Below are 14,987 nucleotides of genomic sequence, written 5' to 3'. Positions count from 1 at the left end.
CCTGGCGCAAACTGGACAACAATAAAGCTGAAAAACGCTGATCGGACTTGTTCGGCTTACATCTGTACGCTAAAGTGCGATGCAAAATCCCGTAGGTAAATAGTGGAAGAGGTATTGAATGAAACGTGCAGTGATTACTGGCCTGGGAGTTGTCTCCAGCATTGGTAATAACCAGCAGGAGGTCCTGGCGAGCCTGCAGGAAGGACGTTCTGGGATCACTTTCTCCCAGGAACTGAAAGATTCCGGCATGCGTAGTCACGTATGGGGGCAAGTTAAGCTCGACACGACCGGCCTGATCGACCGCAAGGCGGTGCGTTTCATGAGCGATGCTTCCATCTATGCCTTCCTGGCGATGCAAGAAGCGATCGCTTCTTCCGGCCTGAAGGAAGAAGAGTATCAAAACAACCCGCGCGTGGGCCTGATCGCCGGTTCCGGCGGCGGTTCTCCGCGCTTCCAGGTGTTCGGCGCCGATGCGATGCGCAGCCCGCGCGGCCTGAAAGCGGTTGGCCCGTACGTGGTCACCAAAGCCATGGCTTCCGGCGTTTCCGCCTGCCTGGCGACGCCGTTCAAAATCCACGGCGTAAACTACTCCATCAGCTCCGCTTGCGCGACCTCTGCACACTGCATCGGTAACGCGGTTGAGCAAATCCAGCTGGGCAAACAGGACATCGTGTTCGCCGGCGGCGGCGAAGAGCTGTGCTGGGAAATGGCCTGCGAGTTCGACGCGATGGGCGCGCTGTCCACCAAGTACAACGACACGCCGGAAAAAGCCTCCCGCACCTACGACGCCGATCGTGACGGTTTCGTCATTGCCGGCGGCGGCGGTATGGTCGTGGTTGAAGAACTGGAGCACGCGCTGGCGCGCGGTGCGCACATCTATGCAGAAATCGTTGGCTACGGCGCAACGTCCGACGGCGCCGACATGGTTGCGCCATCGGGCGAAGGCGCAGTACGCTGCATGAAGATGGCGATGCAGGATCTGGATGCGCCTATCGACTACATCAACGTGCACGGCACCTCCACGCCGGTAGGCGACGTGAAAGAGCTGGGCGCGATTCGCGAAGTGTTCGGCGACAATACCCCGGCTATCTCCTCCACCAAGGCGATGACCGGTCACTCGCTGGGCGCCGCAGGCGTGCAGGAAGCGATCTACAGCCTGCTGATGCTGGAGCACGGCTTTATCGCGCCGAGCATCAACATCGAAACCCTGGATGAGCAGGCGGCCGGCATGAACATCGTGACTCAGCCGACTCAGCGCGAGCTGACCACGGTGATGTCCAACAGCTTCGGCTTCGGCGGCACCAACGCCACCCTGGTGATGCGCAAACTGGCGAAATAATTCCGCCTGAGCTTCATCTCGCCATCAAGCCCGCGTTTTCGCGGGCTTTTTACCGTTCAAAGCCCGCCGGGCGAGCGCTCGGAGTTTTCCCAAATCACATCCCCTGACACATCATTACCTCGCCATTACACGCGTTGGGCATACAATAGCCAGGTAGCGTGATTATCGCTCGGCGTGGCTTTCTAAAGTGATCGAACATTGAGGCAAGAAGTATGAAAAAGTTAATTGCGGTTGGGTTACTGTCGGCCGTGTTGGCCGGATGCGCCACTGATTCTCCCTGCGTTCCGGTCTACGATGACCAGGGGCGTCTGGTGCACACCAACACCTGCATGAAGGGCACCACTCAGGATAACTGGGAAACCGCGGGCGCGATCGCCGGCGGCGCGGCGGCAGTGGCCGGTCTGACCCTCGGCATCATCGCGCTGACCAAGTGATCGGCGCGGCGCCTGCGGGCGCATGCAACCAGCCCGGCCATTGCGTGCCGGGCTTTTTTATTTCACTGCACCAAAAACGCCTTGAACTGCGGCGTCATCACGGCGCTAAAGCCGTCGTCGGTTTTGCTGATCAGGTAGACCGCCAGCCCTTTCTCTTCGGCAAGTTTCAACGCTTTCTCCGTGCCCAGCACCATCAGGCCGGTATCCCAGCCGTCGGCCTCGAGCGCGGTGGGGGCGATCACCGTGGCGGAAACCAGCCGGTGGTTGATCGGCCTGCCGGTGGTCGGATCGATGACATGAGAGTAGCGCTGGCCGTTTTGTTCAAAGTAGTTGCGGTAGCTGCCGGCGGTGCTGATGCCGTAACCGTGCAGATCCACCAGCGCCTGCACCGCGTTTTCACGGTCGGTTGGCTTTTGGATTGCCACCCGCCAGGGTTTGCCCTGGCCGTTGACGCCGCGTGAAGAGACCGCGCCGCCGACCGATACCAGGTAGTTGGTAATGCCGTTGCGGTTCATCAGGCGCACCAGTTCATCGGCACCGTAGCCTTCGCCCAGCGTCGAGAGATCGACGTACATGTCCGGCAGATCTTTTTGCAGCCACTCCCCGCGATTGTCGCTGATAAGCTTCAGGTGCTGCAGGCCGATGCGCTGCTTCGCCGCGTCGATCTGCGCCTGTTCCGGCACCTTGACCGGATGCTTGTCGGGGCCGAATCCCCACAGGTTCACCAGTGGGCCAACGGTGATGTCCATGGCGCCGCCAGTATCGCGGCCGATGCGCTGGGCCATCAGCACGATGTCCGCCATGCCGCGCGGGATCGGCTGCGGTTCGAGGCTGGCGCTACGGTTAAATTGCGACAGCACCGAGTCGGCGCGGTAGGTGGAGATATCGTCGTTGGCCCGTTCGAGCACCGCGTCGATCTGCCGCTGCAGTTCTTGCTTGCCGATCGCGACGTCACCGCTGACTTTAACGCTGTAGAAGGTGCCCATGGTCTTGCCGTCGATAGCGATTTGCGGGCGGGAGGAGGCATCGTCGCAGGCGGCGAGCAGGGCGCATAAGGCGCTGAGCAACGCCCCTTTGGCGAACAGGGAAGCCATAACATGTCCTTTGAAAACGAGAAAGCCGCTACAAATAAAGTAAAGCGCGGCAAATGGAAAGCGGATAAAGGTAAAATAGCATTTTGCTGGCGTTGCGGCTGCGCCTGAGCTAACGTCTCGCTCATGCTTTTCGCTGAGGTTTCAAGCTGCCACCATGAGTGCAACCGCCATTTCCCGGCTTATCCATCCCTTTGTCAAAGACCGTTTCCTGCATGCGCTGTTGCTGGCCGGCGCAGCGATGTTCGCCTTTCATCCGCAGCCGCTGGCGGCGCTGGGCGGGTTCATCGACGGCCGCACCCTCATTACTCTGTTGGGGCTGATGCTGCTGACCAAAGGCGTCGAGGTCAGCGGCTACTTCGACTTCGTTGGCCGTAAGATTATCAACCGGCTGCATAGCGAACGGCGGCTGGCGCTGTTCCTGGTGTTTTCCGCCGCGCTGCTGTCGTCGTTTCTGACCAACGACGTGGCGCTGTTTATCGTCATTCCGCTCACCATCACGCTGAAAAAGCTGTCGGCGCTGCCGGTGGGCCGTTTGATCATCTTTCAGGCGCTGGCGGTGAACGCCGGTTCGCTGCTGACGCCGATCGGCAACCCGCAAAATATCCTGCTGTGGAGCCGCTCGGGCCTTTCTTTCCTCGGCTTCATCGGCCAGATGGCGCCGTTTGGCGCCGCGATGATGCTGAGCCTGTTGGCGTTGACCTGGTTCAGCTTCCCGGCGCGCGACATCGTGAAAACGCCGAATACCGAGGGCTACCCCTATCAACGGCCGCTGTTGCTGAGCTGCGTGGGGCTGTATGCGATCTTCCTGCTGTGCCTGGATATCGGTCTGCCGCTGTATGGGCTGCTGGCGGTGTTCGCCGGCTTTTTGTTGCTGGCGCGCCGGGTGCTGTTGCAGATCGACTGGAGCCTGATTTTCGTGTTCGCCGCCATGTTTATCGATGTTGGCCTGTTTACCCGCCTGCCGCCGCTTCAGCCGGCGTTTGCTGCTATCGCCGGGCTGAGCGACGGCGGGGTGTATGCGCTGGGCGTCGGGCTGTCGCAGATCGTCAGCAACGTGCCGGCCACCATTTTGCTGCTCAACTATGTGCCCTCCAGCGCGCAGTTGGCCTATGCGGTCAATGCCGGCGGCTTCGGGTTGGCGGTCGGCTCGCTCGCCAACCTGATTGCGCTGCGCATGGCGGGGGAGCGCAAGATCTGGTTGCGCTTCCACTATTACTCGCTGCCGTTGCTGGCGTGGGCCGCGCTGGTAGGCTGGCTGTTGAGCTAGCCCGGATTACCGCTCTGCCGGGCGGCCAACAGGCAAATGCTGCGGGTTACCTGGTAGGATTTCACAAAGGCGCTGATGGGTAAAAACTCGAAGCGCGAGTGGAAGTTATGCGCGCCGGTGAAGTAATTGGGCGTCAGGATGCCGCGGCTCGAGAGCGCCGCGCCGTCGGTGCCGCCGCGCATCGGGATCACCTTCGGCGGGATGCCGTGGGCGGCAAGGGCGCCAAAGATCAGATCGATGGCGCGCCGATCTTCGCCGATGGCGTTGCTGATGTTGCTGTAGATGTCGCTGATGCTGCAGCTGACGTTGGCGCGCGGATAGTTGGCCGCCACCTGACGCACCGTCTCCTCAAGGCGGGTTTTGCGCGCCTCGAAGGTGGCGCGATCGAAGTCGCGAATCGACACCTTCAGCGTCGCCTGATTGGCATTGGCGGCCAGATCCGTGAACCAGAAATAGCCCTCGCGCCCGTCGGTGTGTTCCGGGGTATCCTGCACGTCGAATCGGTTGATGATGTCGTTGGCGATGCGTATCGGGTTGATTAACACGTTTTTCGCCGACATCGGGTGGGCGGTTACCCCTTCGATGCGGATCTCCGCCGCCGCCGCGTTGAAATTCTCGTAAACCACTTCACCCAGTTCGCAGCAGTCGATGGTATAGGCGAAATCGACGGCGAAACGCTGCAGATCCAGCGCCTTGGCGCCGCGCAGGCCGATCTCTTCATCCGGCACGAACGCCACCACGATATCGCCGTGGCGATCGGCGGCGGTCAGGTTGGCCAGCAGCGTCATCACCACGGTGACCGCCGCCTTGTTGTCGGCGCCCAGTACGCTGGTGCCGTCGCTGAACAGGATCTCTTCGTTCCGGTAGGGCAGGATCTCCGGGTGCTCGGCGGTGCGCAGCCAGATATCTTGCTCGGCGTTCAGGCATAAATCTTCGCCGGTGAAGCGCAGGCGCTGCGGGCGAATTTCGGGCGACAGGCCGACGTCCACGGTGTCGATATGGGTGATGAAGCCGATGCGCGGCGCGCCGGGTTGGGTGCCGGGCTTGCGGGCGGTGACGGTGGCGTGGTCGTCTATCTGCACGTCGGCCAGGCCGAGCCGGCGCAGCTCTTCCGCCAGCAGCTGCGCCATCTCATGCTGCCCCGGCGTGCTGGGCAGGGTGGTTGCGGCGGCGTCGCTCTGGCTGGTCACCGCCAGGTAGCGGAAGAAACGTTCGGTGAGCTGTTCGGCAATCGGGCTGGTCATCGGAACTCCTCGCGGTTGGCAATCTACCGGTTTTAAAACGAAATCAGCTGTTTGTCCAACGGTGCAATGCGTAAACTACCAGAATGCGAAGCATCGCGCAGAAACAAAAAATAGCGGTGAAACTAGGAAATCGTCGCAGGTTTCTGCGGCAAAATCGATGTTAGCTGTGGGCCGGGAAGCGCCCGCATAACACTTATCTGTTCCTCAAGGAGAATTCATGCACACCGGTCACGCTCTGCTTATCACCTTACTGTCCCTTGGCCTCTCTCCCAGCGCCTGGTCCTCTGCCGACACCGGACATGCCAACAGCAACGCCAACAGCCGCGAAGTGGCCAGCGCGCTGGGCGGCCTGAAAAACAAAACCTACGAACTGGAACAGGCGCCGAAGATCCGCGTCGCCAGCTTCAATATCGCCGCCGGCAAGGTCAGCGACATGACCGCCATCGCCAAGGCGATTCGCGCGATGAACGTCGACGTGGTGGCGCTGCAAGAGGTGGATAAGCTTACCGCCCGCAGCGGCCGCGTCGATCAGGCGGCGGAGCTGGCGAAGCTGACCGGCATGCAGGCGGTGTTCGGCCGGGCGATCGACTTCGACGGCGGTGAATATGGCCTGGCTTTTCTCTCCAGGTATCCGCTGCACGACGCCGTGATCTATCCGCTGCCGTCCGGCCAGCGCGAACAGCGCATCGCCTTCAGCGTCAAGGTCGACGTGCCGGAGTTCCCGGCGCCGATCACCCTGTTCAACACCCACCTCGATACCAAGGAAGACCCGACAATGCGCCTGGATCAGGTGCGGGAGCTGAACGATCGCACCATCGAAGTGCGCGGTATCAAGCTGCTGTTCGGCGACATGAACGATGTGCCGGGCAGCGTGACCTGGCTGGAATTGAGCCGCTATTGGAACGACATCATGCCTAACGGGCAGGATGGCCGCAGCTGGCCGGCGGAAAACGCCGAGATCAAGGTGGATTACCTCTTCACCGGCAACGCGCAGCGCTGGCATCTGGACAGCCTGACGGTACCGAACGCCAGCGGCGACTGGAACGGCGTGCATTGGCCGGCGGTGAGCGACCACCTGCCACTGGTGGCGGAAATGCGCCTGACCGAGCAATAAGCCGGTCGGCATTCCGTTGGGGCCGGGCTAAGCCACGGCGATCTGCGCCAGCCGCTCGACGGCGCTGCGGATCTCGCCCGGCGTCAGGGCCGAAAAGCCCAGCAGCCAGCCGTCGCGCTGCGCCTGCGCCGTCTGGTATTGTGCCGTCAGCCGGGGCGTGAGGATGCCGAGCCGCTGCGCCTGTCGGCTGAGCGCCGCCTCCTGGCCGGGCGGCAGCCAGACGCTGAGCTGCAGGCCGCCGGCGGCGGGAGCGGGCGTGGCGAAGTGGCCGAGTTTTTCGCGAACTTCCGCCAGCAACACATCGCGCCGGCTACGGTAGAGCTGGCGCATGTAGCGGATATGCGCGGCAAAGTGCCCCTGGCGGATGAATTCGGCGGTGACCGCCTGCATCAGCTGCGCGCTGTGGCCGTCATACACCGTGCGCGCGGTGACGAACGCGTCAACCAGCGTGGGCGGGACGATCAGGTACGCCAACCGCAGCGAAGGGAACAGCGATTTGGAGAAGGTGCCGAGGTACAGCACCTGGCCACGGCGATCCAGGCCCTGCATCGCCGGTATCGGCAGGCCGTCGTAATGAAACTCGCTGTCGTAATCGTCCTCGACGATCCAGGCCTGCTGCCTGTCCGCCAGCGCCAGCAGCGCCAACCGGCGTGCCAGGCTGAGCGCTGCGCCGGTTGGGTATTGGTGCGAGGGCGTCAGATAAATCAAACGAGGGTCGGGCAAGGAGGGGTCAGCGCGCAGGCCGTCGCCGTCCACCGCGACCGGCGTCAGGGCGGCTCCGGCGCTGATAAAGGCGTTTCTTGCCCCGGTGTAACCCGGTTCTTCCATCCAGACGCTGTCGCCGCTGTCCAGCAGCAGCGTGGCGATCAGCTGCAGCGCCTGCTGCGAACTGGTCAGCACGATAACCTGCCGTGCATCGCAGATCACGCCGCGCGTTTGATTGACGTGGGCGGCAATCGCTTCACGCAGCGGCAAATAGCCCTGCGGGTCACCGTAGCGCAGCAGGCTTTCTCCCTGTAGCCGCAGGCGCTGTGCGGTCAGCTGCTTCCACAAGGCCAGCGGAAACGCACGCAGATCCGGCGAGCCGGCGGCAAACGCCCGTGGCTGCTGCGGATCGCGGCAGCTGCCGGTTTGTACGATCTGTTGGCCGCGCTGCGAAAGGCGCGGTATGCCGGCAGCGGTCGCCGGCGGCGGTGATTTGGCGATGATAATCGCCACAAAGGTGCCCTGGCCGACGCGGCGCTGCAGGTATCCCTCCGCCTCCAACTGACCGTAGGCCGCTTCGACGGTCACCCGCGAGAGGCCCAGATCGCTGGCCAGCACCCGGCTGGAAGGCAGGCGTTGCCCCACGCTCAATGCCCCTTGGTGGATGGCCTGCCGCAATGCGCCGCACAGGCGATCGCGCAGCGTGCCGGCGGTGTGGGGCGATTGCTGAAACAACGTGACCAGCGAGTGCCGCATAATGGGTCTTATCACAGTTGGGAAATGGGTATCAATCATAAGACCAAAATGGGGCACTATTGTCATCTGTCTTGATACACGGGAGTGAGTGGTATGTCGAAAGAATCATTAGTGCTGGCTTTTCCTCCGGCGGCGCCGGAAGAGAGCCTGCCCTACCTGGCGGCCAAACTGAGCCGCTATGCGGATGCCTGGGACGTGGCGGAGGATCTGCGCAATGGCGTGGAGGGGATGGTGGTGATCGACACCCGCGCGGAGGCGATGTACGCCGCCGGGCATATTCCCGGTGCGCTCAGTTTGCCGCATCGCCTGATGGATGAAGCCGGCACGGCGCAGCTGGATCGCGAAAAAGTGTATGTGACCTACTGCGACGGCATCGGCTGCAACGGTTCCACCAAGGGCGCTTACAAGCTGGCGAAGCTGGGATTCCGGGTGAAGGAGCTGATCGGCGGGCTGGACTTCTGGCTGCGCGACGGCCATCCGTTGGCCATCGGCGAACAGCCGGGATCGTTGCGCGATCGGGCGGCTGTTGCGGACTGCGGCTGCGCCTGAGGCGTTAAAACACCAGCGCCAGCACGATCGCCAGCGCCAACAGCAGCAGGATCAGCGCGACGGCGGGTTTGCTGAGCGCTTTTTGCAGCGGCAGCGGCAGGGCGGCGATCAGCGGGTTGAGCAACGGCTGCGGATCGACAGGGTGGCTGACGATAGCCTGAGCCTGGCCGGCTTTTTCCAGGCGGCGGGCAAACAGTTGATGAATGGCGTCGCTCATTTGCGGATGCGTCAGCGGCGCATTGGCACCGCAGTTGAAGCGCGCCTGGCAATAGTCGTTCATCTGCTGCAGCTCTTGCTCGTCCGCCGGCTGCTTGAGTGCCGCCAGCAGATTGTTCAGCGTCGGTGCGCTCTGCGGGCTGAGGGCCACCTTCACTTGCAAGAATTGGTTTAACAGCTGGAAGTGGCGCGCCGGGAGCGGATCGTTGGTTTTCACGCCCGCCAGATCAAACAGCGTTTGCCAGATTTTAGCCGGCGCTTCGCCGGTGGCCGCGCTAAGTTTGGTGACCTGCTGCTGCAGGCTCTGATGCTCTGCGGGCAGCAGCGGGCGATCGCTGGTGGCGGTTTGCTGCGGCTGAGGAATGGTCAGGCCGCCGGTCTGCAACAGATTCAGCACCTGCTGCAGCTGTGGTGGGCTCAGCTGGCTCAGTACCGTGTGGCCGAACTGCTGGCGAATAAAGTCGCTGACCGCCTGGCGGTTGTTGCCCTGCGGCAGCAATTCGGCCAGCTGTTGCAACAGCTGGCGCCCGGCGTGGTTTTGCTGCGCCTGCGTCAGGCGCGTTTGCAGCAGCTGTTCCGCCGGTTGAAAATGGCGCGCCAGCAGTTCACCGCCGTTGTCGGCGCCGAGCTCGTGGCGCAGAGTCGCCCAGATCTCCGCCGATTTTGCCGGGCTGAGCGTCATGATTTTCACGATCAGCTTTTCCAGCGTCGTGCGCTGTGCCGGAGAAAGGGGTTGATCGTCAGTGGCCGCCGTTTTGCCCGGGGAGGGAGGGCGTTCGCCGGCGATTGGGGTGCCCGGCCCACTCAAAGGTTGCATATCACCAGTCCTTCGCTGTGTATCCCCGCAGAATGCCTGGAGGAGAGAATCATCATCGTACCCGGCGAAAAGCGCAGGCTTACTCTCTATGATACCTGTAAATCGCCGCCATCAATACCGCCGCTCAGACATTTCTTTACCGACAAAACGTTGCTAATCGCGCCCGCGTCGCTAAGATAACCCCAGACCCGAACATGAGGATGGCATGGTTAAACGGCAGCGGATTGCAAAATGGTTTTTATGCCTGGCTTGCCTGGTGGTGCTGACGTGCATGACCCAGCGCATGGCGGGCCTGCATGCGCTGCAGCAAACGCTGGGGATCCCGGCCGCCACCGCCGTTCAGTCCAGTGACACCGCCGCCGAAGCGCAGCCGACGCCCTGTGAACTGAGCGCCAAGTCATTGCTGGCCGCGCCGCCGGTGATGTTCGAAACCGTACTGTTCGGGCTGGGCCTGCTGCTGGCGCTGTTGGCGCCGACCATTGCCGCGCGCCTGCGTATTCCTCCTCCTCGCGCCATTTCACCGCCCACCCTCAGGGTGCACCTTCGATTATGCGTTTTCCGTGAATGAGTTAATCGCCCGTTTTTCGCGGTGAATTAATCATTTATGGAGAATTAACATGTTGAAAATTATCAGGCTGGCCTGCGCTTGCCTGTTTATGCTGTGGCTGCCTGCCTTGCAGGCGGCGGACAGCGGCTGGCTGCAAAACCCGGCCAACGATCATGCCAAGGTGCGGCTGCGTGCCGACACGTCACAGCCGGGGGAGACCCGCCTGCTGCTGTCGGTCGAGCTGCAAAAGGGCTGGAAAACCTACTGGCGTTCCCCAGGCGAAGGCGGCATCGCGCCGGCTATCGTCTGGCAGGGCAACCCGCCGCCGGCGACCTGGCACTGGCCGACGCCGCAGCGTTTCGAGGTGGCCGGCATTTCCACCCAGGGCTATCACGATCGGGTCACGCTGCCGATCGTGATGTCAGGCCAGGTATCCGGCCCGCTGGCGGGCACCCTGACGCTATCCACCTGCAGTAACGTCTGCATTCTGACCGACTACCCGTTCAGCCTGGATCTGACGACGCCGAACGATCCGCAGTTTAACCACGACTTCGCGCAGGCGATGGGACAGGTGCCGATCGCCGCCGGGGTGGCGGAGGGCGTCAAGGCCGGTTACCGCAACGGCGAGCTGCAGATTTCCGCCGAGCGCGCCGCCGGTTGGCAGCAGCCCGCGCTGTTCTTCGATACGCTGGCGGATGCCGATCTCGGCAAGCCGCAGGTTGAGACCGACGGCGCTCAGCTGCTGGCGCGAGTGCCGGTCAGCGATGGCTGGGGCGATGCGGCGCCGGATCTGCGCGGCAAAACGCTGACGCTGGTGATCGACGACGGCGGCATGGCGCAGCAGATTACGCTGCCGATTGGCGATCCGCTGGCCGCGCCCGCCGGTGCGGCATTCCCGCTATGGCAGGCGGTATTGATGGCGCTGGCGGGCGGGTTGATCCTCAACCTGATGCCATGCGTACTGCCGGTGCTGGGCATCAAGCTCGGCTCCATCCTGCAGGTGGAACGGCGCGATCGGCGCAGCGTGCGTTTGCAGTTCCTGGCGTCGTCGTTAGGTATCGTCGCCTCGTTTATGGCGTTGGCCTTGCTGATGACGCTGCTGCGGCTCGGCAACCATGCGCTCGGCTGGGGTATTCAGTTCCAGAATCCGTGGTTTATCGGTTTTATGGTGCTGGTGACGCTGCTGTTCAGCGCCAACCTGTTTGGCCTGTTCCAACTGCGCCTCTCGTCCGATCTGAATACGTCGCTGGCGACCCATAATGGGCACGGTCTGAGCGGCCATTTCTGGCAGGGCGCGTTTGCCACGCTGCTGGCGACGCCGTGCTCGGCGCCGTTTCTCGGCACGGCGGTGGCCTTCGCGCTGGCGGCGTCGCTGCCGGTGCTGTGGGGCATGTTCATCGCGCTCGGCATTGGCATGAGTCTGCCGTGGCTGCTGATCGCCGCCTGGCCATCGCTGGCGCTGCGCTTGCCGCGCCCCGGTCGCTGGATGAATACCGTCAAGCTGGCGATGGGGTTGCTGATGCTGGCGTCGTCGCTGTGGCTGCTGAGCCTGCTGAGCAATCATATCGGCGTGCAGGCCACGCTGTGGCTGGGGGCGTTGGCGCTGCTGGCGTTGCTGCTGGCGGTGTGGCGTCAGCAGGGCGCACGGTTGGCGGCCAAGCTGGCGGCGGGCACGTTGGTGCTGGCGGGCGTGGCCTTGCTGGCCGGATCGCTGACCGCCGGCCTGTGGCGCCAGCCGTTGCAGGATCGGGTGCAGTGGCAACCGCTGAGCGAGCAAGCGATTACCGAGGCGCTGGCCCAGCATAAGCGGGTGTTCGTCGACGTGACCGCAGACTGGTGCGTGACCTGTAAAGCCAATAAATTCAATGTGCTGCTGCGCGATGACGTACAGCGCGCGCTGAGCGCCGACGACGTGGTTGCGCTGCGCGGCGACTGGAGCCGCCCGTCGGCCGACATCAGCGCCTTCCTGCAAAAGCGCGGCAGCGTCGCCGTGCCTTTCAACCAAATCTATGGCCCCGGCAGCCCGGACGGCGAGGTGTTATCCCCGCTGTTGACCCGTGACGCCGTGCTGCAAACGCTTTCCCATGCCAAAGGAACCGAACAATGAAAAAGCTACTGATTTTACTGATGATCATCGCCGCCCCGGTGTGGGCCGCCGAGCCTTTCACCCCGGCACAAGAGGCGCGTATCAAAGAGATGATCCGCGAAACGTTGGTGTCCAACCCGGACATTCTGGCGCAGGCGGTGGACGCCTGGCAGCAGCAAACCGCCGGCCAGCAAATCAGCCAGGCTATCAAGCAGAACGCCAAAACGCTGTACCAGGATCCGGCCAGCCCGCGCCTCGGCGCCGCCAACGCCAAACTGACGCTGGTGACCTTTACCGACTATAACTGCCCGTACTGCAAGCGTTTTGATCCGATGCTGGAGAAGATCGTCAAGCAATACCCGGACGTGGCGCTGGTGGTGAAGCTGCTGCCGTTCAAGGGCGAAAGCTCGGTCAGTTCGGCGCGCGTGGCGCTCACCACCTGGCAACAGCACCCGGATCAATTCTGGGCCCTGCACCAGCGGCTGATGGCGAAAAAGGGCTTCCACGACAACGCCAGCATCGCCGCCGCGCAAGAGAAAACCGGCGTCAAGGCGGTGGCGCCCAGCGAACAGAGCATGACCACGCTGCGCACCAATATGGAGCTGGCGGAACAACTGGGCGTGCAGGGGACGCCGGCGACGCTGATCGGCGATCGGATGCTGCCGGGGGCGGTGTCGTATGAAGAGCTGGAAGCGATGGTGAAGCAGCAGCTGGCGAAGGCCAACCATGGCTAAGCTCAAGCGCTGGGGGCGCGAGTTGCTGCTGCTGGCGCTGATCGCGCTGGCGGTGGTGACGGTGATGGATTGGCTGAACGCGCCGCAGGCGCCGCCGGCCTTCGATGCTCAGACCCTGACCATGCTGGACGGCGAGCGCGTGTCGTTGGCGCAGCTCAGCCATGAGCGGCCGCTGCTGGTTTACTTCTGGGCCAGCTGGTGTGGCGTCTGCCGCTTCACTACGCCGGACGTCGCCCGTTTGCAGGCGGCGGGCGGCAACGTGCTGACCGTCGCGCTGCGCTCGGGCGACGATACCCAGGTGAAACACTGGCTGGCGCGCAAACGGCTGGCGCTGCCGGTGGTCAACGATCCGGCCGGTACGCTCTCGGCGCAGTGGCAGATTGGCGTGACGCCGACCTTCGTGGTGGTCTCGCAGGGCAAGGTGGTGCAGAGCACCACCGGCTGGACCAGCTACTGGGGGATGAAGCTGCGGCTGTGGTGGGCCGCCGTCTAACCGGCGCTTTTCTCCGTTATCACCTCCTCAATCGCCCGGCACAGCCGGGCGATACCTTCTTCAATCTGCGGCGGCGAGTTGGCGGCGAAGTTCAGCCGCAGGCCGTGCGCGCCCAGCTGTTCCTGCGCATAAAAGCATTCGCCGCGTGCGAAGGTTACGCCGTGCCGCCAGGCGACCGGCATCAGTTCGGTGGTGGTCACCGTCGCCGGCAGCGTCAGCCAGATAAATAAGCCCCCCTGCGGCGTTTCGAAGCGGCACCCCGGCGGCAGCCGCCGTTGCAAGGCATCAATCATCACCTCCAGATGGCGGCGGTAGACGCGCCCGGCGCGCCGCAGCTGCTTGTCGTAACGGCCGACGGTGACGAACGCGTCCAGCGCCCGCTGGATCAGGCTGGAACTGGTGAAGCTGTCGACGTGTTTCAGCCTGGCGAAACGCTGATAGTGTTCGCTGTCCGCCACCAGATAGCCGATGCGCATGCTGGGCAGCAGCATTTTGGAGAAGGTGCTGACGTAGATCACCGCGCCCGGCTGCGCCAGCGCGCGCAGCGACGGCAGCTGTTTGCCCTGATAACGCAGATCGCCGACGAAGTCGTCCTCCAGGATCACCACGCCGGCCTGTTGGGCGACAGTCAGCAGGCGTCGCCGCCGCGCCTCGCTCAGGCAGCGGCCGGTCGGGTTGTGGAAATTGGGGATGGTGTAGATCAGTTTGGGGCGGTGGCGTTCCAACAACTCCGGCAACAAATCCACCCGCATGCCGTGGCGGTCGCCCGGTACGGTGACGATATTGATGCGGTGCTGGCGCAGCAGGCCCAGCGCTTCGGCGTAGGTCGGCTCTTCGACGATCACCGTATCGCCCGGCGCCAGCAGGCTTTGCACCACCAGACTGATGGCGTGCTGCGAGCCGTTGGTGATCAGCACCTGTTCCGCCTGCGTGGGGATGCCCTGCGCGCTGAGAATGCGGCTCAGCGTATCGCGCAGCGGGTAGTAGCCGCAGTATTCGCCGTAGCTGAAGGCCTCTTCCGCATGGCGGCTGAGCACCGACAGCAGCACTTTGCGAAACGCCTCCAGCGGAAACACCTTAGGGCTGCCGACGCCGGCGGCGAAGTTGATCAGCCCCTCCGGCAGCGGGGCGTCGGCGTAGCCGTCCAGCCGCGAGGTGAGGGTGGTGAAGCTCTCCAGCGGGAATGGAGCATCGCTGCTCGGCCGGGCCGGGCGCGCCTGCGCCTGCGGGTGCGCGACATAGGCGCCGCTGCCGCGCCGCTGATGCAAAAAGCCCTTGGCCGCCAGTTCGGCGTAGGCGTTATCCACCGTTAAACGGCTGACCGCCAGTTCGGCCGCCAGCGTGCGCGTCGAGGGCAGTTTGTCACCATCGACGAACACGCCGGTGAGGATGGCGCGCCGCAGCGCTTCTTCGATTTGTAAATAGAGCGGAACGTCCTGCTCGCGATCCAACGGGATATGCATGCGAAATTGGCCCGGTTATGGAGAGTGATTTTTACTATACCCCATGTCGACAGGGCTTCAAGCGCAGAAAAGTGGCCTGCATGACAACGCCGTAAAGTGGCTATAGTGAGAAAAAATGGCCGCGTTACA

General features: G+C 63.2%; 14 protein-coding genes. 9 read left to right on the top strand and 5 right to left on the bottom strand.

The genetic code is table 11. The features are described from left to right. Positions 1–118 precede the first annotated feature (118 nt). Both fabB and V8N38_RS17855 read left to right on the top strand, forming a co-directional pair. Entirely contained in the window at positions 119–1,339 is a 1,221-nt protein-coding gene (fabB, locus tag V8N38_RS17860) for a beta-ketoacyl-ACP synthase I (protein WP_016926857.1), read from the top strand. A 212-nt stretch (positions 1,340–1,551) separates the two neighbouring features. Continuing rightward, positions 1,552–1,773, top strand: a complete 222-nt coding sequence (locus V8N38_RS17855; RefSeq protein WP_004936201.1) for a hypothetical protein — start codon at positions 1,552–1,554, stop codon at positions 1,771–1,773. A 62-nt stretch (positions 1,774–1,835) separates the two neighbouring features. On the opposite strand, the gene apbE is transcribed toward V8N38_RS17855, so the two are convergent. After that, on the bottom strand, positions 1,836–2,867 hold the full coding sequence (gene apbE / locus V8N38_RS17850) for an FAD:protein FMN transferase ApbE (protein ID WP_070915272.1): 1,032 nt from the start codon (positions 2,865–2,867) through the stop codon (positions 1,836–1,838). Positions 2,868–3,021: 154 nt separating this feature from the next. Between apbE and V8N38_RS17845 the strand changes: the two genes are divergently transcribed. Next, positions 3,022–4,134: an SLC13 family permease gene (locus V8N38_RS17845; protein ID WP_147840066.1), complete on the top strand. Its 1,113-nt coding sequence runs from the start codon at positions 3,022–3,024 to the stop codon at positions 4,132–4,134. Here the strand turns inward: V8N38_RS17845 and pepT are convergent. Then, positions 4,131–5,378, bottom strand: a complete 1,248-nt coding sequence (pepT, locus tag V8N38_RS17840) for a peptidase T (RefSeq protein WP_147840067.1) — start codon at positions 5,376–5,378, stop codon at positions 4,131–4,133. The two genes, V8N38_RS17845 and pepT, sit on opposite strands and share 4 nt — an antisense overlap. A gap of 217 nt (positions 5,379–5,595) precedes the next feature. Between pepT and V8N38_RS17835 the strand changes: the two genes are divergently transcribed. After that, on the top strand, positions 5,596–6,492 hold the full coding sequence (locus tag V8N38_RS17835) for an endonuclease/exonuclease/phosphatase family protein (RefSeq protein ID WP_147840068.1): 897 nt from the start codon (positions 5,596–5,598) through the stop codon (positions 6,490–6,492). Between the two features lie 27 nt (positions 6,493–6,519). Here the strand turns inward: V8N38_RS17835 and V8N38_RS17830 are convergent, their stop codons facing one another. After that, complete coding sequence (locus V8N38_RS17830; RefSeq protein ID WP_187181556.1) at positions 6,520–7,953, bottom strand: PLP-dependent aminotransferase family protein; 1,434 nt, start codon at positions 7,951–7,953, stop codon at positions 6,520–6,522. Positions 7,954–8,046: 93 nt separating this feature from the next. Between V8N38_RS17830 and V8N38_RS17825 the strand changes: the two genes are divergently transcribed. Beyond that, positions 8,047–8,502 carry a rhodanese-like domain-containing protein gene (locus tag V8N38_RS17825; protein WP_147840070.1) on the top strand — a complete coding sequence of 152 codons (456 nt, stop codon included), beginning with the start codon at positions 8,047–8,049 and terminating at the stop codon, positions 8,500–8,502. Between the two features lie 4 nt (positions 8,503–8,506). Here the strand turns inward: V8N38_RS17825 and flk are convergent, their stop codons facing one another. Beyond that, positions 8,507–9,535 carry a flagella biosynthesis regulator Flk gene (gene flk / locus V8N38_RS17820; protein WP_089186249.1) on the bottom strand — a complete coding sequence of 343 codons (1,029 nt, stop codon included), beginning with the start codon at positions 9,533–9,535 and terminating at the stop codon, positions 8,507–8,509. A gap of 205 nt (positions 9,536–9,740) precedes the next feature. On the opposite strand from flk, the gene V8N38_RS17815 reads away from it, so the two are divergent. The 4 genes from V8N38_RS17815 to V8N38_RS17800 are packed head-to-tail and all read left to right on the top strand — an operon-like array spanning position 9,741 to position 13,395. Continuing rightward, positions 9,741–10,103, top strand: a complete 363-nt coding sequence (locus V8N38_RS17815) for a hypothetical protein (RefSeq protein WP_047730175.1) — start codon at positions 9,741–9,743, stop codon at positions 10,101–10,103. A gap of 49 nt (positions 10,104–10,152) precedes the next feature. Beyond that, a complete protein-coding gene (locus V8N38_RS17810) occupies positions 10,153–12,189 on the top strand; it encodes a protein-disulfide reductase DsbD family protein (RefSeq protein ID WP_147840071.1) in 2,037 nt (678 codons plus the stop codon). Then, positions 12,186–12,902 (top strand): DsbA family protein, encoded by a 717-nt coding sequence (locus V8N38_RS17805; protein ID WP_038876482.1) that lies wholly within the window; start codon positions 12,186–12,188, stop codon positions 12,900–12,902. Before V8N38_RS17810 ends, V8N38_RS17805 begins: the two co-directional genes overlap by 4 nt. Further along, positions 12,895–13,395, top strand: coding sequence for a protein disulfide oxidoreductase (locus V8N38_RS17800; RefSeq protein WP_084827340.1), 501 nt, complete (start codon positions 12,895–12,897; stop codon positions 13,393–13,395). Before V8N38_RS17805 ends, V8N38_RS17800 begins: the two co-directional genes overlap by 8 nt. Here V8N38_RS17800 and V8N38_RS17795 read toward each other — a convergent pair. Then, positions 13,392–14,858 carry a PLP-dependent aminotransferase family protein gene (locus tag V8N38_RS17795; protein ID WP_084827341.1) on the bottom strand — a complete coding sequence of 489 codons (1,467 nt, stop codon included), beginning with the start codon at positions 14,856–14,858 and terminating at the stop codon, positions 13,392–13,394. The genes V8N38_RS17800 and V8N38_RS17795 overlap by 4 nt on opposite strands. Between the last annotated feature and the right edge of the window lie 129 nt (positions 14,859–14,987).

The sequence above is a fragment of the Serratia nevei genome, from assembly GCF_037948395.1.
GTDB lineage: Bacteria > Pseudomonadota > Gammaproteobacteria > Enterobacterales > Enterobacteriaceae > Serratia > Serratia nevei.
This window is presented reverse-complemented; position numbering and strand designations above follow the sequence as displayed.

Excerpts from the sequence above, each read along its gene's own strand:
- fabB (WP_016926857.1), top strand. The coding sequence starts at position 119 with ATGAAACGTGCAGTGATTACTGGCCTGGGAGTTGTCTCCAGCATTGGT.
- V8N38_RS17855 (WP_004936201.1), top strand. The coding sequence starts at position 1,552 with ATGAAAAAGTTAATTGCGGTTGGGTTACTGTCGGCCGTGTTGGCCGGA.
- apbE (WP_070915272.1), bottom strand. The coding sequence starts at position 2,867 with ATGGCTTCCCTGTTCGCCAAAGGGGCGTTGCTCAGCGCCTTATGCGCC.
- V8N38_RS17845 (WP_147840066.1), top strand. The coding sequence starts at position 3,022 with ATGAGTGCAACCGCCATTTCCCGGCTTATCCATCCCTTTGTCAAAGAC.
- pepT (WP_147840067.1), bottom strand. The coding sequence starts at position 5,378 with ATGACCAGCCCGATTGCCGAACAGCTCACCGAACGTTTCTTCCGCTAC.
- V8N38_RS17835 (WP_147840068.1), top strand. The coding sequence starts at position 5,596 with ATGCACACCGGTCACGCTCTGCTTATCACCTTACTGTCCCTTGGCCTC.
- V8N38_RS17830 (WP_187181556.1), bottom strand. The coding sequence starts at position 7,953 with ATGCGGCACTCGCTGGTCACGTTGTTTCAGCAATCGCCCCACACCGCC.
- V8N38_RS17825 (WP_147840070.1), top strand. The coding sequence starts at position 8,047 with ATGTCGAAAGAATCATTAGTGCTGGCTTTTCCTCCGGCGGCGCCGGAA.
- flk (WP_089186249.1), bottom strand. The coding sequence starts at position 9,535 with ATGCAACCTTTGAGTGGGCCGGGCACCCCAATCGCCGGCGAACGCCCT.
- V8N38_RS17815 (WP_047730175.1), top strand. The coding sequence starts at position 9,741 with ATGGTTAAACGGCAGCGGATTGCAAAATGGTTTTTATGCCTGGCTTGC.
- V8N38_RS17810 (WP_147840071.1), top strand. The coding sequence starts at position 10,153 with ATGTTGAAAATTATCAGGCTGGCCTGCGCTTGCCTGTTTATGCTGTGG.
- V8N38_RS17805 (WP_038876482.1), top strand. The coding sequence starts at position 12,186 with ATGAAAAAGCTACTGATTTTACTGATGATCATCGCCGCCCCGGTGTGG.
- V8N38_RS17800 (WP_084827340.1), top strand. The coding sequence starts at position 12,895 with ATGGCTAAGCTCAAGCGCTGGGGGCGCGAGTTGCTGCTGCTGGCGCTG.
- V8N38_RS17795 (WP_084827341.1), bottom strand. The coding sequence starts at position 14,858 with ATGCATATCCCGTTGGATCGCGAGCAGGACGTTCCGCTCTATTTACAA.